Annotated in this window: 20 protein-coding genes and 3 pseudogenes; 13 read left to right on the top strand and 10 right to left on the bottom strand. The window is 70.9% G+C overall.

Going from position 1 to position 22,646, the window contains the following annotated elements; translation table 11 throughout:
- Positions 1–124 precede the first annotated feature (124 nt).
- From N5875_RS04040 to N5875_RS04025, 4 genes are all read left to right on the top strand, one after another.
- Entirely contained in the window at positions 125–1,198 is a 1,074-nt protein-coding gene (locus tag N5875_RS04040; RefSeq protein ID WP_338491875.1) for a histidinol-phosphate transaminase, read from the top strand.
- 32 nt (positions 1,199–1,230) lie between these two features.
- Positions 1,231–2,343, top strand: a complete 1,113-nt coding sequence (locus N5875_RS04035) for a cupin domain-containing protein (RefSeq protein WP_338491874.1) — start codon at positions 1,231–1,233, stop codon at positions 2,341–2,343.
- A complete protein-coding gene (locus tag N5875_RS04030) occupies positions 2,340–3,839 on the top strand; it encodes a pyridoxal-dependent decarboxylase (protein ID WP_318209251.1) in 1,500 nt (499 codons plus the stop codon). The genes N5875_RS04035 and N5875_RS04030 overlap by 4 nt, the downstream gene beginning before the upstream one ends.
- Positions 3,840–4,016: 177 nt before the next feature.
- On the top strand, positions 4,017–4,298 hold the full coding sequence (locus tag N5875_RS04025) for a hypothetical protein (RefSeq protein WP_338491872.1): 282 nt from the start codon (positions 4,017–4,019) through the stop codon (positions 4,296–4,298).
- A gap of 215 nt (positions 4,299–4,513) precedes the next feature.
- Here the strand turns inward: N5875_RS04025 and N5875_RS04020 are convergent, their stop codons facing one another.
- Together N5875_RS04020 and N5875_RS04015 are read right to left on the bottom strand one after the other, a co-directional pair.
- On the bottom strand, positions 4,514–4,768 hold the full coding sequence (locus N5875_RS04020; RefSeq protein WP_318209250.1) for a hypothetical protein: 255 nt from the start codon (positions 4,766–4,768) through the stop codon (positions 4,514–4,516).
- Between the two features lie 11 nt (positions 4,769–4,779).
- Positions 4,780–5,409 (bottom strand): annotated as a pseudogene (locus tag N5875_RS04015) (Na+/H+ antiporter NhaA); the annotation flags it as partial.
- Between the two features lie 546 nt (positions 5,410–5,955).
- On the opposite strand from N5875_RS04015, the gene N5875_RS04010 reads away from it, so the two are divergent.
- The gene (locus N5875_RS04010) at positions 5,956–7,197 is read left to right on the top strand and encodes an NAD(P)/FAD-dependent oxidoreductase (protein WP_318209248.1); all 1,242 of its coding nucleotides are present in this window, start codon (positions 5,956–5,958) and stop codon (positions 7,195–7,197) included.
- Between the two features lie 208 nt (positions 7,198–7,405).
- On the opposite strand, the pseudogene N5875_RS04005 reads toward N5875_RS04010, so the two are convergent.
- A pseudogene (locus N5875_RS04005) lies at positions 7,406–9,058 on the bottom strand (DNA repair ATPase); the annotation flags it as partial.
- A 100-nt stretch (positions 9,059–9,158) separates the two neighbouring features.
- Positions 9,159–9,683, bottom strand: a pseudogene (locus N5875_RS04000) (flotillin family protein); the annotation flags it as partial.
- 637 nt (positions 9,684–10,320) lie between these two features.
- Between N5875_RS04000 and N5875_RS03995 the strand changes: the two are divergent.
- On the top strand, positions 10,321–11,382 hold the full coding sequence (locus tag N5875_RS03995; RefSeq protein ID WP_338491868.1) for a helix-turn-helix domain-containing protein: 1,062 nt from the start codon (positions 10,321–10,323) through the stop codon (positions 11,380–11,382).
- Between the two features lie 8 nt (positions 11,383–11,390).
- Here N5875_RS03995 and N5875_RS03990 read toward each other — a convergent pair whose 3' ends face one another.
- Both N5875_RS03990 and N5875_RS03985 read right to left on the bottom strand, forming a co-directional pair.
- Positions 11,391–12,158, bottom strand: a complete 768-nt coding sequence (locus N5875_RS03990) for an ABC transporter permease subunit (RefSeq protein ID WP_338491867.1) — start codon at positions 12,156–12,158, stop codon at positions 11,391–11,393.
- 29 nt (positions 12,159–12,187) lie between these two features.
- Positions 12,188–13,117, bottom strand: a complete 930-nt coding sequence (locus N5875_RS03985; protein WP_338491866.1) for an ABC transporter ATP-binding protein — start codon at positions 13,115–13,117, stop codon at positions 12,188–12,190.
- A gap of 93 nt (positions 13,118–13,210) precedes the next feature.
- On the opposite strand from N5875_RS03985, the gene N5875_RS03980 reads away from it, so the two are divergent.
- Positions 13,211–13,690, top strand: coding sequence for a MarR family transcriptional regulator (locus tag N5875_RS03980; protein WP_338491865.1), 480 nt, complete (start codon positions 13,211–13,213; stop codon positions 13,688–13,690).
- Between the two features lie 328 nt (positions 13,691–14,018).
- Here N5875_RS03980 and N5875_RS03975 read toward each other — a convergent pair whose 3' ends face one another.
- From N5875_RS03975 to N5875_RS03960, 4 genes are all read right to left on the bottom strand, one after another.
- Positions 14,019–14,171, bottom strand: a complete 153-nt coding sequence (locus tag N5875_RS03975; protein ID WP_338491863.1) for a hypothetical protein — start codon at positions 14,169–14,171, stop codon at positions 14,019–14,021.
- A gap of 128 nt (positions 14,172–14,299) precedes the next feature.
- Positions 14,300–14,623, bottom strand: coding sequence for a hypothetical protein (locus N5875_RS03970; protein WP_338491861.1), 324 nt, complete (start codon positions 14,621–14,623; stop codon positions 14,300–14,302).
- A gap of 73 nt (positions 14,624–14,696) precedes the next feature.
- Positions 14,697–15,416, bottom strand: coding sequence for a TrkA family potassium uptake protein (locus N5875_RS03965; protein ID WP_338491860.1), 720 nt, complete (start codon positions 15,414–15,416; stop codon positions 14,697–14,699).
- Positions 15,409–16,815, bottom strand: a complete 1,407-nt coding sequence (locus N5875_RS03960) for a potassium transporter TrkG (protein WP_338491858.1) — start codon at positions 16,813–16,815, stop codon at positions 15,409–15,411. The genes N5875_RS03965 and N5875_RS03960 overlap by 8 nt, the downstream gene beginning before the upstream one ends.
- Before the next feature lie 99 nt (positions 16,816–16,914).
- On the opposite strand from N5875_RS03960, the gene N5875_RS03955 reads away from it, so the two are divergent.
- From N5875_RS03955 to N5875_RS03930, 6 genes are all read left to right on the top strand, one after another.
- Entirely contained in the window at positions 16,915–17,793 is an 879-nt protein-coding gene (locus N5875_RS03955) for an alpha/beta hydrolase (protein ID WP_338491857.1), read from the top strand.
- Positions 17,794–17,895: 102 nt separating this feature from the next.
- Positions 17,896–18,402: a hypothetical protein gene (locus N5875_RS03950; RefSeq protein ID WP_318212945.1), complete on the top strand. Its 507-nt coding sequence runs from the start codon at positions 17,896–17,898 to the stop codon at positions 18,400–18,402.
- Between the two features lie 55 nt (positions 18,403–18,457).
- The gene (locus tag N5875_RS03945) at positions 18,458–19,888 is read left to right on the top strand and encodes an SPFH domain-containing protein (RefSeq protein ID WP_338491855.1); all 1,431 of its coding nucleotides are present in this window, start codon (positions 18,458–18,460) and stop codon (positions 19,886–19,888) included.
- 52 nt (positions 19,889–19,940) lie between these two features.
- Positions 19,941–20,315, top strand: coding sequence for a hypothetical protein (locus tag N5875_RS03940; protein ID WP_318212943.1), 375 nt, complete (start codon positions 19,941–19,943; stop codon positions 20,313–20,315).
- Between the two features lie 18 nt (positions 20,316–20,333).
- Positions 20,334–20,489 carry a hypothetical protein gene (locus tag N5875_RS03935; protein ID WP_318212942.1) on the top strand — a complete coding sequence of 52 codons (156 nt, stop codon included), beginning with the start codon at positions 20,334–20,336 and terminating at the stop codon, positions 20,487–20,489.
- A gap of 246 nt (positions 20,490–20,735) precedes the next feature.
- Positions 20,736–22,628 (top strand): NAD-binding protein, encoded by a 1,893-nt coding sequence (locus N5875_RS03930; RefSeq protein ID WP_338491852.1) that lies wholly within the window; start codon positions 20,736–20,738, stop codon positions 22,626–22,628.
- The last annotated feature ends 18 nt before the right edge of the window (positions 22,629–22,646 follow it).

Here is a 22,646-nt window from a genome sequence, read left to right as displayed (position 1 = left end):
CGGGTGACGAAGCCCGGAGCACGCCACGGAGAGAGCCGGGCGGACGGCCGCCGTCCGGCTCTCCGGATCCAGAAGCCCTCCCGAGTGGGGCACCCGCGGCCAGGAACCAGGAGAGAGACCCCCCTTGTGCGCTGACATCGGTGAGCTCGTACGGCCGGTCGTCCGAGCCCTGCCGCCTGCCGGCCCCTTCTCGCCCCGACCGGAGCATCGCGGCGAGGTGAACCTCCGCTTCAACGAGAACACCTTCGGCGGCGACTGCCTCCGCTATCCCGACACCGGCCTCGCCCCTCTGGTCACCGCCTACCTCGCCGCCCTCGACCGCCTCGACCCCTCACCCGACGGACGCCCCGGCGCGCAGGGGCCCGGGCACGCCGTCCTCACCCGGGGCGCGGTCGACGCCCTGGAACTGGTCCTGCGCACCTTCTTCGAACCCGGCGCCGACGCCGTGGCGACGACGCCACCGGTTTTCGGCTTCTTCGACAGGCTCTCGGCCCTGCACGGCCTGCCCTGCCACCGCGTGCCGCTACGCGGCCCCCGCTACGACCGGCTCGACGTGGAGAGCCTGATGCGCCTGCCCATCAAGGGCATCCTCCTGTGCGACCCCGGCAATCCGACCGGTGCTCGGCTGAACGGGAGCGACGTCGCCGCGCTTCTCGACGGCTTTCCCGGTCTTGTCGTCATCGACGAGACGTACGCGGAGGTGGCGCCCGGGCCCTCGCACCGGCATCGCATCGCCGCTCACCCCCGGCTCCTCGTACTGCGCTCCCTTTCCAAGGGATTCGGCATGGCCGGCCTGCGGCTCGGCGCGATCCTCGGCGATCCGACGGCCGTCACCGCGCTGCGCCGTGCGCAGGCGCCCTTCCCCGTGCCCTGCGAGGTCGCCGACCGTGCCCTCGCCGAGCTGTCCCGCCCTGCCGAACTGGGCCGCAGTATCTCGCTCTTCGTCGCCGAGCGCGATCGACTGGCAGCCGCTCTGACGCGGTCGCCGTTCGTCCGGCACGTCGCGGCCGACGCCGGATTCGTCACCGTCCACGTCACGGACACCGCCCGCGTGGCCGCCGAACTGGCCCGCGCCCGGCTCGCAGCCGTCGTCGAACCGGACGGTCTGCGTGAGCACGTACGGATCTCGGTCGGCCGCCCGGACGAGAACCGCCGCACGCTCGCCGCGCTCGCCGCGCTCCCGCATCCCGCCTCATGAGATATCCCACCGCATCAGAAGCGAAGGACACCATGACCGACCAGCTCTCCCTGCCCCGTACCCACGCGCTGCCACGCTCGTCGCAGGAGCCCCTCGAGCCCTTCACCGTCGCCCGCTCGGACATCCGGGCCATCACGTCCGTCGACGTCGCAGGCGAGCGCCATCTCCTGGGGGAGCAGCGGGACTTCCGGCGGCATGAGGCACTGGCCCGGTTCCTTCCCGAGTACGGCCGGTACTCCCTCGCCTGGGTGCGCCTGCACGACGGGGAGCGGCTCGACGTCCACGAACACCCCGCCGCATCGATGATCCTGGTCTGCCGAGGCAGCGTCCGTCTGATCGGCGACCAGGAGCAACTCCTGCGGGAAGGCGACACCGTCTGCGTACCGGCGGGCTCCCGGCACGGGTTCGAGACCGGGCCGGGAGAGGTCTTCCACGGGCTGTCCGTACAGTTCGAGGGAGCGGGGCTGTACGAGGACGAGCGGCACGCCCGGGTCCGCTTCGCGGGGACAGAGCAGCTGTCGACGGGGTACGAGGAGCTGGAACGACTCAACTCCGAACGGCTGCGCCACTACTCCTCCCACCGGCTCTTCGAGCCCTTCGACGACGGTACCGTCGCACGCGACCCCGCCGCCCGGGCTCGATTCCTCTCCGCCCTCTACGTCTGGTCCCGCGCCTTCCAGCGCATGCTCTACGCACGCCAGGCCTTCTGCACCGACCCACGGCTGATCGAGCGCTACGCCGGACACCTGCGCGAGGAGTTCGGGCACGACGTCCTGCTGCGCGAGCGCCACGGCGTCACGGAGGAGGTGTACGACCCGATCCTGGAGGCGGCAGGGAACTGGTTCGTCAGCCAGATGCTCGGCTCGGGCGAAGCGGCCAGGATTGTCATCGTCCACCTGGTCGTGGAGTCCAGCTGCGAGATCTTCGGCAACCGCACGCGCGTCGCGTTCCCCCACGCCGGGAACCCCGAGGACTCCTACTTCGACCTGCACGCCGCCGTGGACGAGGACCACAGCGCCCTCGGCCGCGATCACCTGCGTACGCTGTCGGCCGAAGAGTTTCCTGAGCTGATGCGAGTCTGCGAACGAGCCTGGGACCAGCTGGAGTTGGCGCACGACCGCATCGCCGCCCACATCCTGCGGTGACGGAACGGATCGCGGGCGAGCTGGTCCGGGACTACCTGCGCTGGCGCCGGTCCAGCGGCGGCGCCCCCGTCCACACCGACGCGGAGGCAAGGGGGCTGCTGCGGACACTCTCCCGCCGCATGGCCGAGCGGTCGACGCCCTGGCCCGCGCCGGGCTATCTCGCTCATATGACGGGGGACACCCCGGTAGCCGTCACGCTCGCCTATCTGTGCGCCTTGCTCTACAACCCCAACAACATCGCGCCCGAGACCTCACCCGTGACCACCGAGCTGGAGTACGAGGTCGCGGACGACCTGTGTCGGCTGGTGGGGCACGCGCCGGGCACCGGCTGGGCCCATCTGTGCTCGGGGGCGCACGCCGCCGGGTACGAGGCGCTGTGGATCGCCCGCAACCTGACCGCGCTCGCGCCCGCCGCCGCACGCCACCCGGCGGGCCGTGACGTCCTCGCGGACGTGTCCCCCGCCCGTCTGGCCAACCTTCCGGTGCCGTTCCTTCTGGACCTCGTCGAGCGGCTGGCGGCGCGAGACGCACTGGACGAGGTACGACGGCTCCGTGCGCCTGTCGGGGACGCGGCACTCCTCGTCGGCCGCACCGCACACTACGCGTGGACCAAGGCCGCCGACCTGCTGGGCTTCGCCGAAGACCGCGTCGAGCCGGTCGGCGTCGACCGGAACCACCGCATGGACCTCGCCGACCTCCGGGCCCGGGTCGAGCGGCTCATCGTGGCCGGACGGCCCATCGCCGCCGTGGTCTGCACGGTCGGCACGACGACGGAGGGAGCCGTCGACGACCTGGCGGGTGTCCTCCAGCTCCGCACCGCGTGCGAGCGCCGGTTCGGGGCGGGGTTCCCCATCCACGTCGACGCTGCGTACGGGGGCTACTTCCGCACGGTTCTCGACGTGGAGGACACGGACGCGCCGACGCTGAAGCCCGAGGTGGCCTCGGCCCTCCGGGCGTTGCCGTACGCCGATTCGGTGACCGTGGACCCGCACAAGTGCGGTCAGGCGCCCTACCCGGCCGGGGCGTTGGTCGTCCGGGACCGGCGAGCCCTCGCCGTCGTGGCCGCCCGCGACGGCTGCTTCGGCGAGCCGCGGCCGGACGGCGGGCTCCCCTTCGCCCCGTACACCCTCGAAGGCGCCCGCCCAGGGGCGGCCGCAGCGGCCGTGTGGGCCGCCCACCGGCTCGGCGGACTGCACACCGGCGGGTACGGAACGCTGCTCGCCGGCTGCCTGGACACCGCGCGCCACCTGCACGAGGCGTTCACCGTCCCGCTCGGGACGGTCGCGCCGGGACCGACGAGCCCGTACGCACCCGACCTGGCGGTCCTGAATCTCACCCCCGGCGCACCGGGCGACGCACGGGCCTGGTCCGCGCGCCTTCGGGAATCCGGGCTCTGGGTATCGACCACGCGGGCCGGCGGCATCCGCCTCTGCGTGATGAAGCCCCTCGACACCCGGGGGCGCCGGCACGTGGAGCAGTCGCTGAGACTCACCTGACCCGGACTTCTGCCCGTCCGGCGCCTGTCCGGTCGCCCTACCGCCGCGGTGCGGCAGCGAGGCGTCCATCTCGGCACCGGCCACGCCCGGCCAGGTGACGGAGGTCGCCGCCGGGCCGACCGCGATCCGGTTCCCCGGTCCAGCACCTCGAAATCGGCGGCTGCCATCACGCAGCCGGTGGCCGTACTACTGGTGTCGCCGCCGTCGCCGAGCAGCCGCAAGATGGGCCTTCTCGCATCCGTGCAACCGGAGGAAGCAACCACTACCGATGCCGACGGCGCGTCGGACGAAGGCGGGGCTCCGGAGCTCGAGGCAGGCTCGCCGTTTTCGCTCGACGCTGCCGCGGCGGCTGATGAGGTCGCGAAGCGGACCGACGCTGTGGTGAGTGACGCGAAGGCCGAGGCCGAGGCTGCGAGGGCGGCCCAGGTGCCGGGCCGGGGGCGCCCGTCCGGCGATTGAGCGCCGACGGCGAGTGTTAAGGGAACCCAGAGGTGACCACGCCGCAGCAGGCTGCCGTCGGGGTCGCCGCGTGGGCCGGTTGGTTTCGCGCGCCTGCGTGGCGTGTGCGCTCGTGGCGGGTGACCGGCGCGGCGACCACCCTCTGAGGACGACCAGGCCGAGGGGACGAGGACCGCCGTGCACAGCACGAGCCACAGGGCATGAAACTCGACGTGTCACTTTCTCCAGCTGAAGACCCGGCCCACCAGAAGGCCGGCGAGAACGGCCCAGGGGACGGCTGCCGGGCCCGTGAGCGTCCAGGCGAGCGCGCCGAGTCCCGTAGCCGATGCGAGTGCCACGGTCAGGGAGTGCCGGTCGTGGAGGAACGTCCACTCGTGCTGCGCGCTCCCCGGTTCGCGCATCTCTTTCAGGGCGGTACGGATGGCCAGGATGGCCAGGACGACGGCCGTGCCGAGAATCGCGGGGATCACGCCTTGGAGAGTCACCGGCCGCCGTTCGTGGTCTCGGTCTGGTAGATGTCGGGGAGGCCGTCGGCGTCCTCGTCGCGTTCCTCTTCCTCGTAAAGGCGCTTGTAGACGCGGTTGCGGCGACGGAGCAGGATCGCGGCGAGAGCCGCGGCGGCCAGGGAGCCGAGGAGGACGGCGGCCTTCACGTGTTCGATGAGGCCGGGGTCGGTGAAGGAGAGTTCGCCGAGCAGCAGGGCGACGGTGAAGCCTATGCCGGCGAGGACCGCGAGGCCGAGGACGTCGGCCCAGGCGAGATCAGGGTTGAGCTGGGCTCGGGTGAAGCGGGCGGCCAGGTAGGTGCCGAGGAAGACCCCGAGGATCTTGCCGGCGACCAGGCCGACGAAGACCGCCAGCGGCTCGGGGTCCGTGAAGACCTGAGCGAGGGCCTTCCCGGACACGCTCACGCCGGCCGCGAAGAGTGCGAAGAGGGGCACGGCGACACCGGCGGAGAAGGGGTGTACGAGGTGGGAGACGCGGCCGGCCGGGGACCGTGCCTCTCCCTTGTCGCGGGTGGTGCGCAGGATGAGGCCCATGGCGACGCCCGCGACGGTGGCGTGGACGCCGGAGTTGTACATCAGCGCCCAGACGGCGATTCCGAGCGGGACGGGGGAGCGGCCTCCGGGGCACGTCGACGGATGGGCACACAGGCCCCTCGGACGCCGACCAGACTTCCCGGCACACCAGCATCAGATCTTGATGCGTTCTTTACACCCTATCGGGCACTCGGGGGTCTCGCCAGGGCCTCTCTCGTCTGCTGGAACAGGGTGAGGGGCCCTGCCCCACCACGGCGCGAGGTGGGGGCAGGGCCCTTCGGGAGCCGGGCCGCCGGGGGACACGGCCAGACGGTGGTCTTCACCGGCTCCTGGTCGGTGTCCGCGCCGTAGTCCGTGTCGAGGCCGGGGTAGGTCACCTCGCTGGCCCTGCTGCGGCGCGGAGAGGGGTGGCGCGGTGCACTTCTCTCCGCAAGCCAGGAGCTTGAGGACGTGACACCCCTGTTCCCCAGGGTCGGCTGCAGGCAGCCGTACACGGCTCGACGGGAACGGCGCGCGAGCCTGGTCTAGCGTGGAAGTGACGCACCGCGCCTGCGACAGACACCCCGTCTGCCCGCATACGGTCCTTCGAGCGGTGTGCTCGATCGGCAGGTGAGGTCCATGACCAGCACGGCCGGCGTGTCCGGTGCAGGAACCCAGGGTTACGACGTGATCGTCGTCGGCGCACGGTGTGCGGGGGCCCCGACCGCCATGCTTCTGGCCCGCCTCGGTCACCGGGTCCTGCTCGTCGACCGGGCGACGTTCCCGAGCGACACGATCTCCACCCATCTGATCCATCCGCCCGGCCTGGCCGCGCTCCAACGCTGGGGACTGCTGGACCAGGTGATCGGCACGGGCTGCCCCGCCATCGACATGTACGCGTTCGACCTGGGCCCCTTCGTCATCGCCGGGTCCCCTGCCGGGGAGGGCTTCGACGTCTCCTACGCCCCGCGCCGCACGGTCCTGGACAAGATCCTGGTCGACGCCGCAGCGGAGTCGGGCGCCGAGGTCCGAGAGGGGTTCACCGTCGAGGAGATCCTGTTCGACGGCGGGACGGTCACCGGAATCAAGGGGCACGGCAAGGACGGTACGACCTCGACCGACCACGCACGGATCGTCGTCGGCGCCGACGGACTCCACTCGACCGTCGCGAAGGCGACGGCCGCCACGGCCTACGCGGAGAAGCCGAAGATCAACGCGTACTACTACACCTACTGGGCCGGCCTGCCGATGTACGGGCAGTTCGAGGCGTTCGACCGTGAAGACCGCGCCTTCGCCGCATGGCCCACCAACGACGACCTGACGATGGTCATCTCCGCCTGGCCCATGCGCGACTTCGAGGCCAACCGCAGCGACATCGAAGGCAACTACCACGCCACACTGGCCCGCGCACCGGCCTTCGCCGAACGGGTCTCGAAGGCCACCCGGGCCGAGCGGTTCGTCGGCATGGCCATCCCCAACTACTTCCGCACACCTTACGGACCCGGCTGGATCCTCGTCGGAGACGCCGGGTATCTGAAGGACCCCATCACCGCCCAGGGCATCCAGGACGCCTTCCGGGACGCGGAGCGGTGCACCGCAGCGCTCGACGACGTACTCGCCGGCCGCCGGCCTTTCGACGAAGCAATGCGTGACAGCCAGGAGACCAGGGACTCCGGAGTCATGAGCATGTACGAGTTCACGGCAGACTTCGCGACGCTGGAACCACCACCACCCGAGATGCAGGAACTCCTCTTGGCCGTGTCCCGGAGCCATTCGGCACAAGACGAGTTCGCCCGCGTGACGGCCGGCGTGACGCGGCCGGAGGAGTTCTTCGGACACATGCAGCAACGCATGGAGCAGCAGGCACCTCACGCCGCCTAGCCGGAAGCTTCTGCCGGTCCTGCCGCGTGCCTTCCTACCGGACGGGCGAGCAGATGACGCGGGTCCGTCGCCCGGGTGATCGCCGCTTCCACGGCCGTGATGCGGTCGGCGAGGAGACCGAGGGCGGCGACCGCCCTGCTCAGCGGATCGTCTCCGGAGCCACCGAGTGCCTGGGTGCGCAGGTAGGCGGTGGTGACCTCGGACCAGCGAGGGTCAGCAGGTGGCCTTGTGCCTGGCGGAGTTCGGTGATCCGGGAGATCCACTCCTCGGCCGTTGCGGGCGCCTCGCCCCGGACGCGCCGGACGAGTCTGCTGATCTTCTGGGCGGACTCCGCGAGTGCCTCGGCGGCCTGCCGGGTGAGGGCCGTGACGGTCTCGAACTCGTCGAGGACCTGCGCGGCGGTGGCCCGCAGTTCGGTCAGCGGAGCGCGCAGGTCTCCGGCTTCCGGCTCTCCCAGCCAGTGGTGGAGGTCGGCCGCGCGCACGCAGGCGGTGACGAGCGCCTCGTACACCCCGCCCGCGGGCGTCAGCGCTGTGGCCTGACGGGCGATCGACAGGCAGTCGGCGATCCCTCGGACGAGGTCCGCGTTGCCGATGCGGGCCAGCGGACCGTTCCCCACGGCTGTGGCGTGGGTGTCGGAGACGTACGGGCTCCGCCAGATCTGCACCGGGTGGACCCGTCCGGGCTCACCGTCCTCGGGACGCAGGACGACGATCGTCCCGTCGTCGAGGAGCGCGTAGCCGCGGCAGGAGACCGGGTTGGCGATCTCCTTGCGGATCAGGTTGTAGGGGAGGAGGAGGGTACGTCCGGCCTCCTGGTCGTGGAAGACGAAGAGGATGTCCTCGCCGTTGGGTGACCGGATCGCCCGCTCGAACACCGACCCCGCCGAGCCCGTGCCTCGGGTGTCGAAGGTCTTCACCGTGCCGGAGGCGAGGCAGTAGCCGCCGGGAAACACGATCCCCTCGTCCTCGGGCAGCCGCAGACACGCCTGTCCGATGCCGTCGAGCCTGACGACGGTCCCGGTCAGGGTGTTGAAGACGAGATACCTCCGGGTCTCCTCCTTGTACGGGCGGACGCGCACCAGGATCAGGGCGCCGACCGTCGCGTACGCGACCTCCGCGTCGGCCAGGGACTGCAGGGGCTCGTCGACCGGCTCGGTGTGGATGCCTTCGCCGGTCTCGATGTCGTTCTCCGTCTTCACCGTCAACGCTCCGCCGACCGTGGAGACGAACAGGCGGCTGTCGAGCGAGACGTGCGGGTGGCGGCCCAGGACGTGGTCGTCGCGGGTCGTCTCGATCCAGTCGACGTCGTGGGAGGAAGGGAAGACGTGGTCGCGCTCACCCTGGGCGTCGAGGAACCGAGTCTCGCCCGACGGCCCTACGGACCAGCGCAGGACGCGGAGGTCGTCGGCCTGTTCCCCGGTCCGGAAGACGGCGAGGAGACGACCCTCCAGACGGCGGATCCGCAGCAGGCGCGTGCCCCGGAAGTAGCGGTGCAGGGCGGTGAACTCCCGTACGAACTCCGGGTCGTCGAGGAGGCCGGGAACCGCGCCGTCGGGCAGCGGGTTCAGGTCACGGTCGTACAGCGTGAAGACATCGGGGACCGGGATCTCGGTATGCCCCGCGGGCGAAGGGTGAAGGCCGAAGAGCAGGACGTCGTCACCGACGGCGACGAGGTCCCGGGGCAGGCCGCTGTGCTGTGTGCGGATGCGGTCGGTGCCGGTGAGGGTCAGCTCGCCCGAACCGAACTCCGCGATCCGGGCCTCGTTGAGGGCCTCGGCGCGCAGGGCCAGCTCGCCTGCCTGGGCGATGAGGCGGTCGCGGAGCACCGCGTACGTGTCCTCGTCGATTCCGGTGCTCATCTTGTTCCGCTCCTTGTACCGTGGTGGATACGGGTCCGGTGCCGGTAACTCCCCCGTTTTCCGGCACCGGACCCGCTGTGACCGCTCCCCCCGTGGGCGGTCAGCTCTTGGCGGCGCCGTTCAGCGCCTGCGCCTCGGTGTCGGCCGGGGATGCCGGAGCTGTCACGTCCAGGACCCCCGACTTCATGACCTTCGCAAGCAGCGCGGACACGCTGAGGTTCTGCACGTCGCCGGTGGACAGAGAGCCGAGCACTTTCGTCAGGTCCTCCGTGAAGGCGCCCGACCCGTTCAGCCAAGGGCCGGCGAGCGTCTGCGCGGTCCGGCTGTGGTCCATGAACCCGTCCACGGACTTCCCGAGGGCGATCGACTGGACCAGGCGGTCGAGGAAGACCGACTCCCCGCCGACGATGCTGATGTCGGCGTGCTCCAGACCGGTCGCCAGCACGGTGGCCTGCGCCTCGGCGACCTGGCGCTGCACGTCGAGCCCGGCGAGCCGGATCTCCTTCTCCGCCTCCAGGCGCAGCCGGTACTCCTCGTGAGTACGGGACGCCTCGTCGAACGCGGCCACGGCGATCGCCTTCTGGTTGAGCCCCTCGGCCTCCGCCTTCAGCTTCTCGCCGATCGCGGTGCCGTTCGAGCGGCACCGCCGGATCGGGGAGGCCCTGCCGGGACGACCCGGGTTCATCAGGGAACAGCTTCGCCAGCGGCTGTACGAGGCATCGGGTCAGCCACCAGGAGGCGACGGAGGCGAGCACCAGTACGGCGGGCGAGAGCAGGGAGGACGAGGAGCGGGCCAGGTCCGCACGATCAAGGAGTACGGATCCGGCAAGGGCCAGAAGCCAGCCGGCCGCGGTGAACACGGTGGCCGCCACCGAGACGGGGACCCGGCCGAGGCGCAGCGCCTGCGTGAACACGTCGGAGTCGAAGCCGCCGCTCTCCGCGGCACCGCACAGCACGAGGAACCAGAACCCCGCCGCGACGACAAGGGCCGCGCTGAACAGCAGCGTGGGGAAGCCGAAGGCGGCAAGCAGGAACTCTCCCATGGCTCTCCCCCCCAACGTGTCGCAGATTTCTGGGTCCCGGCATCGGGTCCGCGCCCATGTCCTTTCGCCTCACCATCATGGAGGAGGAGTTCTCCGCTCGGCATTGCCGTAACCGGGCAGTCTTTGACGCCTTCTTGATGCCGGTGGCGAGCCCCTGCCGGTGGCGTGCCAGTCTTGGTCCCCGCATGTCGCGAACTCGTCAGGAATCCGGGAGGGGCAGTGACGGAGAGGCAGCCGGCCGAGGAGTACCTGGACGGGTACGCCGAGATCCTGGCGGGCGTGTGCACGACCCGCCGCACACTCACCCGCGAAGAACGCGAAGCCCTGCGCTCCCGGGGGGAGCGGGCCGCCGAGGCCGGCATCGGGCTGCGGGCCGTCGTCCGCGCCCACCTTTCCGCCGCACAACGGGTTCGCCCCGGCCTGCCGCAGGCCGCCGCCGACCACCTCCTCGCCGCCGTCGAGCAGGCCGTCGACGCCTTCGCCGAAGGCCACGAGAGAGCCCAGCGCGTGGCCATGCGACAGGAAGAGGCCGCCAGGCGTGAGTTCATCGACGACCTGCTCTACGGCCGGAGCGATCTCGGCCGCCTGGCGGAGCGAGCCGAACGCTTCGGACTGCTGCTGTCCCACGCCCACGCCGTGGCCGTCGCCCAGGGACGGGAACCATACGGCGATGGCTACGAGGTGGCCCGTACCGTCGAGTCCTCGCTCGCCGCCCGCTTCGGCAACCGCCGCATCCTGCTCACCACCAAGGACGGCCGCCTGATCTGCGTCGCGCCGGCTGACGAGCCCGACGTGCTCGCCCACTTCGCCAAGCAGGCACACGCCGCCACCGACGGCGGCCAGGTCGCCGTCGGGCGACCGCACCCGGGCGCCGGCGGCGTCGTCCACTCCTACGAGGAAGCCCTCAACGCCCTCGACCTCGCCGCCCGCATGAACCTCGACGACCCCGTCCTGTATGCCGTGGATCTCCTGGTCTATCCCGTACTCACCCGCGACCGGCAGGCCATGGCCGACCTCGTCCGCACCGTCCTCGGCCCGCTGCAGCAGGCACGCGGCGGCCCGAAGCCGCTCCTGGACACCCTCACCGCGTACTTCGACACCGGCTGCGTCACCGCCCAGGCGGCCCGCAGCCTGAGCCTCAGCGTGCGGGCGATGACGTACCGCCTGGACCGTATCCACCGCCTGACCGGCGCAGACCCCGGCGATCCCGTCCAGCGCTACACCCTCCAGACCGCCGTCGTGGGCGCCCGACTCCTGGACTGGCCCGACCAGCCCCTGTGACGGCTGCGTCAGCCGATGTCACGGCGGTTGAAGCGGATGACACCAAGCACCAGGAGGACGACGGCGGTCAGGGACAGGATCGCGCCGTCCCCCCATTGGATTCCGTTCTTCAGCGGCTCACCGCCGATGTAGTAGTGGAACGGGGAGGCATGCGCGAGCCAGCCCGCGCCGATCTGGCCGACGAGCGCGTGCGCGGTGTAGGAGAGCACGCCGATGATCGCGGTGGTGGTCAGGACAACGGCCCGGCGGCCGACGGCGGCGCCTAGTCCGAGGGCGAGGGCACCGAAGACGATGGCGAGAAGCGCCAGGTTGACGCACTGGGCCAGGAACTCGACCGGGGTGACGCTGTGGAGCCCGGCGCTGTCTCGGATGGCCAGCATGGCCAGCCAGACGAGCAGCGAGATCACACCCGCGCCCGCGGTCAGCGCGCAGAATCGCTGGAGAGCGAGGCTGGTTCGGGTCACGGGATGGGCCAGGAGCAGGTCGAGCCGACCGGACTCTTCTTCTCCGGCGAGGGCTCGGGAGCCGGTGGCGACTCCGTAGATCATGGCGAGGAGCGGCAGGATGACCCCGAAGACGCTGGCATGCAGGTAGCCGGCCGCTGTGGCGTCGACGTGCAAGGCCTCGCGCAGTGCCTCGGGGAGGCTCGCGGTGTTGTCCCGTTGCGAGGGGTAGGTGCTCGCATAGGTCATGCCGACAGCAGCGGTTCCGAGCGCCCAGCCGGCGAGTGCGCGGCGGCTGTCAGTGAGGGACTTGGTGAAGACGGCGGTGTTCATGAAGGGCCTTTCCGGTGTGCGCGGACAGCTCAGGCCGCGGTGGAAGGAGAGGTTCGGGGGGCTGCCTCCGCACCGGCGTAGTAGGAGTGGAAGACCTCCTCAAGGGCGGGTTCGGTCGCACGCAGGCCGGTCACCGGGTAGTCGGCGAGCGCCTTGATCAGGGCGTCGGGGCTGCCGATCACCTGGCCGCTCAGAGTGGTGCGGCTGGTGTCGAGGTGCAGCCGGTCGGCACCGGGCAGGTCGGCGAACGCGTGCGGAGGTACCGGCGTACCGAAGGTGACCTCGACGTCCCTGACGGCCCCGGCCCGCAGGCCGGCCACCGTGTCGAGGGCGGCGAGCCGACCGTCGCGGATGATGCCGACCCGGTCGGCGACCGCTTCGACTTCGCTCATCACGTGACTGGACATGAAGACCGTCCGCCCGTCCGCAACCGTCTCACTGACAAGGTCGAGGAACGTCTGCTGCACCAAGGGGTCGAGCCCGGAGGTCGGCTCGTCCAGGACGAGTAGCTCGGGCCGGTGCATGAACGCCTGAACAAGGCCCACCTTCTGCCTGTTGCCCTTGGACAGCTTCCGGATGCGGGTGCTCTGGTCCAGGCCGAGACGGCCAGCGAGGTCGTCGATGCGCTGCTGTGGCACGCCTCCGCGCAGCGCGCCGAGGAAGCGGAGGTATCCGCGGACGTTCTGGCGCCCGTCGCAGACGAAGTCGCCTGCCAGGTACCCCACCCGCCCCCGCAGCTCCGTTCCCTGCGCACGCGGCGACAACCCCAGAACCGTAGCCGTGCCGCTGGTGGGCCGGATCAGGTCCAGCAGGAGGCGGATGGTTGTTGACTTGCCCGCGCCGTTGGGGCCGAGGAAGCCGAAGACCTCGCCGGTCCGTACCTCGAGCGTCAGGCCGGCCAGGCCTCGCCGGGCGCCGTACGTCTTGGTGAGCTCGTGGAGCTCGATCGCGTTCTCCATAACTCCGAACGTATCGAGCATTCAGAGATCTGTAAACGGTCTGAGTATTGAGAGAGCTGACTATGCTGGGGTGGCCTGCGTGGAGGAGGAAGAATGGACGAGACGGATGTACGGCTGCGCGAAGCGGCCGAGAGGCTTGCGCTCACCCTTGCCGAGGGCGGGATGCAGAAGTCCACGGCCCGCGTGATGACCGCGCTGCTGTTCAGCCAGGACGACACGATGACGGCCTCGGACCTCTGCGAGGTCCTGCAGATCAGCTCAGGCGCAGTCTCAGGGGCCGTCAAGCAACTCATCCCTACTGGCATGGTCGAACGCGTACCGGCCCCGGGCAGCCGCCGGGACCACTACCGGTTCCGCGAGCACGCCTGGGCCACTCTGATGGGCAGCCAGAACGTATTGCTGGCCACCATGGGCGACGCCGCGGCCGAGGGCATCAAGGCAGCGGGGCGGGAAAGCACCGCTGGGCGACGGCTCGACGAGATGCAGGACTTCTACGCCTTCATGCAGAGGGAAATGGCCGCGCTGATCGACACGTGGCGGGACCAGTACGACGCGCGGCGTCCCAGCGCCTGAAAACTGCGACGCGCTTGCCCCGGGGCGCCTGGCGTGGCGAAGTCCCCGCAGGCGTGACGACGGCTCCGTACGCTTGGCCTCGACCGAAGGAGAGAGCCGTATGCCGCAGCCCGTGCGACGCGAACCGCATACCGGCCCGTCCGCCCCGCTCCTGGCCGGCGGCTCGGTACTTACGGCCGCCGGAAGCCTGATGTACCTGTTGCCTCAGCTGCAGTCTCCGCTGTGCGGGATCGGCGCGCTGGCGCTCGCGTTCACCGCTGCCGTAGCGGTCTCCGTCAGGGCGCCACGTTGAGCGGCTGGTCCACACGTCGTCCAGTCGTTCGGCGCATCACCGGCTTCTCCGCCGGGACGGTCCTGCCAGGAAGTCGTAGAGGATCACGAGGGCGATGGAGCAGCCGATGAGACCCAGGGCGATGTAGGAGCACACCTTCAGTACGCCGCTTGGCGCATCGGCCAGCCGTGCCACCTCGTTGGTCAGCACGGCTCCGTACAGCGTGACCCCGGCGGCACCGAGCAGGCGTGCCGGGGCGCCGGGCCGGGCGAGGCGGCTCGGCCGCCAGCCCAGCAGGACCGCGATGCTCGGCGTCAGGAGCAGTGCCGCTCCGCCGATCAGCAGTGTCCAGCTTGCCCAGGCGCTCGTGCGACGGCCCCTGCGCCGTCGGGGCGGGAGGAACGCGTCCGGTGGCGGCGGAGCTCGAACAGGCCGATGCCCGCGGTGGCCAGGTGGAGGGGGAAGGCGAGCGTTTCGGCGACGATGGTGGTTCCGGTGGCCCGGCTGAGGCTGGCCGCGAGCCCGGCGCACAGCAGGAGCCCGGGCAGGGCCCGTCTCCAGCGCGGTAGATCGTTGATCCGCCAGACCCGCACGCTGACGACGGTGTTGAGCGTGAGGAAGGCGAGTGCCCACAGGGCGAGCACGACAGGAGTGAGCGGCATAGCGGGAGCTCCATGGCAGGCGGAAGACTGTGCCGACCAGACTTCCCGGCTCACCGATGGCTGATCCTAGTCCTCAGGGGAGGTCGGTGAAGGTCTCCACTGCGCCGGTCTTGCCGGTGACGACGATGATGTCGCCCTTCTCGACGATCGTGTCGGCGGTGGCGTAGGTGAAGTCTTCGCCGGGGCGCTTGATGCCGACGACGGTGACGCCGTACTCGCTGCGGACTCTGGACTGGCCCAGGGGTTGCCCGGTGGCGACCCTGGGAGCGACGGTCTTGACGAGGGCGTAGTCGTCGTCGAATTCGATGAAGTCGAGCATGCGGCCGGTGACGAGGTGGGCGACGCGTTCGCCCATCTCGTGTTCCGGCAGGACGACGTGGTGCACGCCGAGGCGTTCGAGGATCTTGCCGTGCTGGCGGCTGATGGCCTTGGCCCAGATGTTGGGGACGCCGGCTTCGAGGAGGTTGGAGCTGACGAGGATGCTCGCCTCGATGTCGCTGCCGATGCCGACGACGGCGCTGGAGAACTCGTGGACGCCGAGCTGGTTGAGTACCTCGGGGTCGGTGGAGTCGGCGACGGCGGCGTGGGTGAGGCCGTCGCTGTACTTCTGGACGAGGCGGGCGTCGGTGTCGATGCCCAGGACGTCCCAGCCCCGGCGCATCAGCTCGTTGGCCAGCGAGCTGCCGAAGCGGCCGAGGCCGATGACGGCGACGCGCTGGTCTCCGGCGGGCCGGTGCTGTTCGGTGAGCCGCTGACGGCGGCGCTTGCTCAGGTTGCGAAGGTAGTTAGCCAATGACGGGTCGCTCCTCGGGCAGTTCGTACCGTCGTGTGCGCTCGCGCAAAGCGAGCGCGGAGACCAGGGTGATCGGGCCGATACGGCCGATGAACATCAGGACGACCAGGATGAGCTGTCCGACCGCCGGCAGGTCGGCGGTGATGCCGGTCGACAGGCCTACCGTTGCGAAGGCCGAGACGGTCTCGAACAGCACCGCCTCGAACGACGCCTTGCTCACCGAGAGCAGGGCGAGCGTGGCACTCATGACCAGCCCCACGCCCAGGAGCGCCACCGTAAGGGCTTGGCGCAGCACATGCGGGCCGAGGCGGCGGCCCAGCACGGCGGAGTTCGGCTCGCCGCGGACCTCGGCGAGGATCGCGGCGGCCAGGACGGCGAAGGTGGTGACCTTGATGCCGCCGGCCGTTCCGGCGCTGCCGCCGCCGATGAACATCAGCATGCACGTCATCAGGAGGGTCGAGGCCTGCATGGCACCGATGTCGAGGGAGTTGAAGCCCGCGGTGCGGCTCATCGCTGAGTGGAAGAAGCTGTTGAGGAGCTTGCCCCAGACGTCGTGCGCTCCGAGCGTGGCCGGGTTGGTCCACTCCAGGAGCCCGGTGAGCACCGTGCCGACCACCAGCAGTACGACGGTGGTGATGACCGTGAGTTTGGTGTGCAGGGTCCAGTTCTTCCGGCCGGTGGTGCGGGCGCGGTTGCGGTGGCGCAGCATCTCCAGGAGCACGGGGAAGCCGATGCCGCCCAGGATGACGGCGACGGCGATCGGCAGGGTGACCCACGGGTCCTGGGCGTAGCGGGTGAGGCTGTCGGCGTGGAGGCCGAAGCCGGCGTTGTTGAACGCGGAGACGGCGTGGAAGAAGCCGAGATAGGCGGCTTCGCCGATGCCGTCTCCGTATCCGAAGCGGAACCGCAGCGCGAGGAAGGCGCCCACGGCGAGCTCGACCATCAGCGTGGTGCCGGCGACGCCGAGCAGGACGCGGCGTACGTCTCCGATGCCCAGGCTCTTGGTCTCCGCCTGTGCGGTCAGCTGCATCCGCAGCCGCAACCGCCCCGACATCAGTAGGGCGAGCAGGGAGGCCATGGTCATGATGCCGAAGCCGCCGACCTGGATCAGCGCGAGGATCACGCCTTCGCCGAAGCCGCTCCAGTACGTGCCGGTGTCCACGACCGCGAGCCCTGTCACGCACACGGCCGAGGTCGAGGTGAACAGCGCGGTCAGCGCGCTGGGGGCGCTACCGTCCTCCGCTGCGAGCGGCAGCATCAGCAGGACCGTGCCGACCATCACCACCCCGGCGAACCCGAGGACGACGGTCCGGGCGGGATGCGCCGAGAAGAACGAGCGCGCCCGTTGACGCGCGGCGGTGACCACCGTGACGACGCCCCTTCTGTACTGAGAGGTCATGTCTCTCGTACCGGCGACGCGTCAGCAACGCGTCAATGAACGGCCGCAACCCTACCCGCGCGTCTATGACCGGGGCGGCATGCCGCCTACGATGCGGCCATGCCGTCGTCGATCTACCGCAGCGAGGCCGCGCGGGTACGGGTTCGCGACTGGTGCGAGGAGCGCCTCGACGACTGGCCGGTCCCTCACCGCCGAACGCGGGTCGAGACCTCCGCCGGCCTGACGAGCGTGATCCAACCCGAGCCCGGTCCAGGGGTGGGGCATGAGTCGATCGTCCTGATACCCGGGACGAACATGAACGCGGCCGTGTCCCTGGGCTTCGCGAAGGCACTGGCCCGGGTCGGGCCCCTGACCGTCCTCGACGTGCCGGGCCAGCCCGGCCTCAGCTCCGGCGAGCGCCCTCGCCGGCGCCGCATGGACTGGTACGGACAGTGGCTCACCGAGACGCTGGCACAAGTGACGTCCGAACCGGCCGTGGTCGTGGGCCATTCGCTCGGCGGCGCGATCGCCCTCGCCTCCGGATCCGACCTGATCGCCGGCCGTGTACTCGTCTCGTCCGCCGGGCTGGTTCGGCTTCGCGTCGACGCTTCGGTCATGGGCGCGACGATGCCGTGGCTGCTTCGCCCCACGGTGGCGCGCGCCGAGCGGCTTCTGCGGCACATGTCATCGCCCGGTGCCGCCGTACCGGAGGAGCTCAGCCGATGGATGGCCCTTGTGGGCAGCTCATGTCACAGCAGCCTCGCTCCCGCGCCGTTGCCGTCCGCAGTCCTGGCACGCGCCCGGAACGTGCCGAACATGGTGGTGGTCGGATCGCACGACGCCTTCCTGGCCCCGGGCCGCCTGGGACCCGTGGCCGAACGGCGGCTCGGCACCGTACTGCGCGTTCTCGACGGCGCGGGGCATCTCCTCCCTGAGGAGTCACCCGAGCACCTCGCCTCTCTCGTCTCCGAGTTCTCGCGTGCCCATGGACGGCATTAAGAGCGCGTAAAGACTGCCGGGATACGGCAGTGAACATCTGTACTGGGCCGTGACATCGTCCCTTACGACGGGAGAAGTAAGGCACGGGGCGAGGTGGTGTACATGGGCTGGTTTCTCGGTCTCGGCATCGTAGGTCTCGTGCTGCTCGTCCTGACCCTGGTCTTCGACGGGGTGCTGGAGGGGGCCCTCGACGCGGTCGGTGGGGGGCTTGACGGGCTCCTGTCGTTGCCGGTGATCGCCGGTTTCGTGTCGGCCCTCGGTTTCACGGGGGCGATCGTGCTCGGGACCACCGGAACGGGGGCGGGGGTCGCGACCGGTGCGGGAGTGGTCGTGGGGGGCGTCGTGGGGTGGGGGACCTGGCGGTTCAGCCGGGCGTTGCTCCGGGACAGCACCGCCTCCGCACCGCGGGGCGAGGACCTGAGGGGCAGTTCCGGATCCGTGGTCACGGCGATCCCGGCCGACGGCTACGGCGAGGTGCTGCTGTATCTGGGCGGGCAGCCGGTGAAGTACGCGGCGAAGTGCACCTCGCCCGTCGGGCGGGGAGGCGAGGTCTGGGTCGAATCAGTGCTCTCGCCCACCTCCGTCGCCGTGCGCCCCGTCGAGCGCTGACCTCCTGTCGTACGACTGCTTTTCCAACCAGCTCTGATCTCAAGGGGATTTCACCATGGGCCCTGTCCTCACCGCTGTGGTGGGCATCGGCGTACTCGTCGTCCTGCTCGCCCTCGTCGTCGTCACGCGCTACAAGGTCGCCGGGCCCAGCGAGGCGTTCATCATCACCGGGCGGCGCGGCAAGCAGGCCACCGATCCGGCCACGGGGCGGGTGTTCACCGACAACAGCGGCCAGAAGGTCGTGGTCGGCGGCGGTGTCTTCGTCGTGCCGTTCGTGCAGCAGAAGTTCACGCTCGACCTGTCCAGCCGGCACATCCCCGTCGCCGTCCGCGGCGCGGTGACCCTGCGCGGCGTGAAGGCCAACCTGGAGGGCGTCGCGATCGTCAAGGTCGGCGGCACCGAGGACTCCATCCGGGCCGCCGCCCAGCGGTTCCTGATGCAGCAGGACGGCATCGTCGGCTTCACCCAGGAAGTACTGTCCGGCGCGCTGCGCTCGATCGTCGGCCGGATGTCGGTGGAGGACATCATCCGTGACCGCGCCGCGTTCGCGGGTCAGGTCGCGGAGGAGGCCGAGGCCAGCCTGTCGGGGCAGGGCCTGGTCCTGGACGCCTTCCAGATCCAGGACATCACCACAGAGGGCTCGTACCTCGAAGACCTCGGCCGTCCCGAGGCCGCCCGCGCCAAGCAGGAGGCCGACATCGCGGAGGCCGTGGCCCGCCGCGCAGCCGAGCAGGCCCGGCTGAAGGCGGAGGAGGAGATCGCCATCGCGCAGCGGACCCTCTACCTGAAGCAGGCCGAGATCAAGGCGCAGACCGACGAGGCCGCCGCACAGGCGAACGCGGCGGGACCGCTCGCCGAGGCCGACCGCCAGCAGCAGATCCTCACCGAGCAGGAGAAGGTCGCCGAGCGGCAGGCCGCGCTGACCGACCGTCAGCTCGACACCCAGGTCCGCAAGCCCGCCGACGCCGCCCGCTACCAGGCCGAGCAGGAGGCCGAGGCCCGCCGCATCGCCCTGGTCAAGCAGGCCGAGGCCGACGCCCAGCGCTCCCGCCTCACCGGTGAGGGCGAGAAGGCCCACCGCGCGGCCCTCGCCGACGCCGTACGCATCGAGGGCGAGGCCCAGGCCGCCGCCATCGCCGCCAAGGGCTCCGCCGAGGCCGAGGCCATGCGGAAGAAGGCCGACGCGTTCGCCCAGTACGGCGACGCCGCCGTCCTCCAGATGGTGGTCGAGGTCCTGCCCCAGGTCGTCGCCAAGGCCGCCGAACCCCTCGCCGCCGTCGACAAGATGACCATCATCTCCACCGACGGCGCGAGCCAGTTGACCCGCACCGTGACCGACAACGTCGCTCAGGGCATGGAACTTCTCAGCTCCACCACCGGAGTCGACCTGGCTTCTCTCCTCCAGGGCATCACCCAGAAGAAGACGATGGCTGAGCCCGCGCCCGCTCCGGCCGCCTCGGGCACGCCGGTCGAGATCACCGAGTAGAACGCGACGGGAGGGGGACGCGGTGAGAGCCAGAGTCAAGCTTCACGCGGGCATGCAACCGGCTCTCTCCGGGGTGGGATTGCTCGCCGCAGTTCTGGCTGCCGTGCCGCTCCTGCCTCCCTTCGCCGACGAGTGGCTGCTGCTCGGCATCGGGCTCGCCCTGCTGGTGCCCCTGCACCTGGCGACGCTCTTCCGCAGCGTCGCGGTCGAACTGCGCAACAGGGGCTTCGCCCGCAACAAGGCGAACCAGTGGCGGGCGCTGCGTGCCCTGCCCCGCCGCGTCCACGCCCGGCTCGTGGACGCGGGCCTCGCTGGGGCGTTCCTGGTCACCGGAGCGGCGTGCACCACTCGGGTCGGCCGGGTGCGACTCTCCGGGCCCGAAGAGGGCGCCGGCCGGGTGCAGTTCAGCGGACTGGAGAGTTCCTGAAGGGTGTACGTCCGGGCGTTGGCCGTTCTGGGCGCCTACACCTTCGTACTGATGGTGGTCCTGCACGACCGAGACGGAACCCTCGGCTCCTTCCTGGCGTTCTGGGCGCCGGCAGCTGTGGCGGGCGGCGGCTTCCTGAGCCGCCGGTACGTCCTCCACCGCACCCGACCATGAGCCATCTCCTCAGCAGCCCTCCCCGACCTGGGTGCGGATCGACGCCGGTGTCCTCGCCGTCACCTGGCCCGTCACGCCGGCACGCCCCCCGATCTCCCGCCTCGTTCGCCGCACACATCCCACACCGAGGCGCCAACGACCGACACTTGACCCGCCCGCGTGAACAGGCGGGGCCATCTCGACACCGGGGGAATCGTGGTCGCGCTACCGCACCAGGAGACAGGACAGCCAAGGGACGGCGGCCACATGGTGGTCTGCGGCGACGACGGGCTCGCCCGCCGGCTCGCCGCCGAATTGCGGGACGTCTACCGCCAGCGGGTCGTCCTCGTCGCACCCGGCGAACAGGACGGGGAACGGGTGGGCGAGCAGCCCGCCGTGCTGTCCCGCGCGGCACGGCTGCTGCGCCGGTCCGGCGGACCCGCCACCGAGGACACGCTCGGCGGGACGCCCCCGCCGCTGCGTGACGTCGTGTCATCCTCGCCTACCGAGGACACATTGCTGCGGGCCGGTGTGGACCGGGCCGCGGCCCTCGCCCTGCTCTACGAGGACGACGAGACCAACCTCCGCGCCGCCCTCGCCGCCCGCCGGCTCAGCCCCGGCCTGCGCCTCGTGGTCCGCATGTACAACCGCAAACTCGGCCAACGCCTGGAAGAGCTCCTCGACCAGGCCGCCCTCCTCACCGCGCCCGGAACCGACCGAGCCCTCCTCGACGCCTCCACCACCGTCCTTTCCGACGCGGATACCGCCGCTCCCGCGCTCGCCGCCACCGCCGTCGCCGGCACCAGCAAGGTCGTCCAGGCCGACGGCGTACTCCTGCGCGCCGCCGAACGCACCCCGCCCGGACGCGGTGAGGTACCCGACCCCGCCCTGTGCACCCTGGCCCTGCTGTCGTCCACCACCACCGACCCGGCGGGCGCCGAGGGCTCGGAGGCCAGCGGCCCGCAGGGCCCCCTCCTCCTGCCCGACGACCGGGCCGTGGCGAGCGCCGCCGGTCGCGGGAGCGTCGTCCTGGAGACCGTGCGATACGCCGGTCCCGCCCTGCCCCCACGGCGTTTGGCCCGCCGGGGGGCGCCGCTGCGCGAGCTCTTCTCCAGCCGCCTGCGGTGGGCGCTCGCCGGCATCGTCGCCTCCGTGCTCGCCCTGACCCTCACCACCACCGTGCTCACCGACGCCGACCCCGTGCACGCCGCATACATCACGCTGCTCGACCTGTTCTCCATCAACGACCCCGCGCTCGACGCATCGGTCACCCACCAGATCCTCCAGCTCCTGACCGGCCTCGTCGGCCTCGCCTTGCTGCCCCTCCTCATCGCGGCCGCGCTGGAGGCTCTCGGTACCTTCCGGAGCGCCGGAGCCATACGCCGGCCTCCCCGCGGTCTGTCCGGCCACGTCGTCCTGCTCGGCCTCGGCAAGATCGGCACCCGTGTCCTCGCCCAGCTGCGGGACCTCGACATCCCGGTCGTGTGCGTCGAAGAGGACCCTGACGCCCGCGGTATCCCTCTCGCCCGCAGCCTCGGCATCCCTGTCGTCCTCGGCGACGTCACCGAGGACGGCGTCCTGGAATCCGCCAAGATCCACCGGGCCCACGCCCTGCTCGCCCTCACCAGCTCCGACACCACCAACCTGGAGGGCACGCTCTACGCCCGTACGGTCACACCCGACCTGCGCGTCGCCCTACGCCTGTACGACGACGACTTCGCCACCGCCGTCTACCGCACCCTGCGCACCGCCCACCCCGACGCCCTCACCCGCAGCCGTAGCGTCACCCACCTCGCCGCACCCGCCTTCGCCGGCGCGATGATGGGCCGCCAGATCCTCGGCGCCATCCCCGTCGAACGCAAAGTCCTCCTCTTCGCCGCCCTCCTCGTCGCCGGCCACCCCCAACTCGACGGCCGTACCGTCGCCGACGCCTTCCGACCCGGCGCCTGGCGCGTCCTCGCCCTGGACACGGCCGCCCCCACCACCCGCCGCCCCGACCTCGCCTCCTCACACCACGACGGCGACCAGCCCCAGCTCCTCTGGGATCTCCACCCCGGATACGTACTCCGTCCGGAAGACCGCGTCGTCATCGCCGCCACCCGCCGCGGCCTCGCAGAACTCCTCGGCACCCACTCGCGAGCGCGCACGCCCGGGCTGTGACCGGCTGCCAGGCCCCGT

Source organism: Streptomyces sp. SJL17-4, assembly GCF_036826855.1.
Taxonomy (GTDB): domain Bacteria; phylum Actinomycetota; class Actinomycetes; order Streptomycetales; family Streptomycetaceae; genus Streptomyces.
Note: the sequence above shows the minus strand (reverse complement) of the source record. Positions and strands in the feature narration are given on the sequence as shown.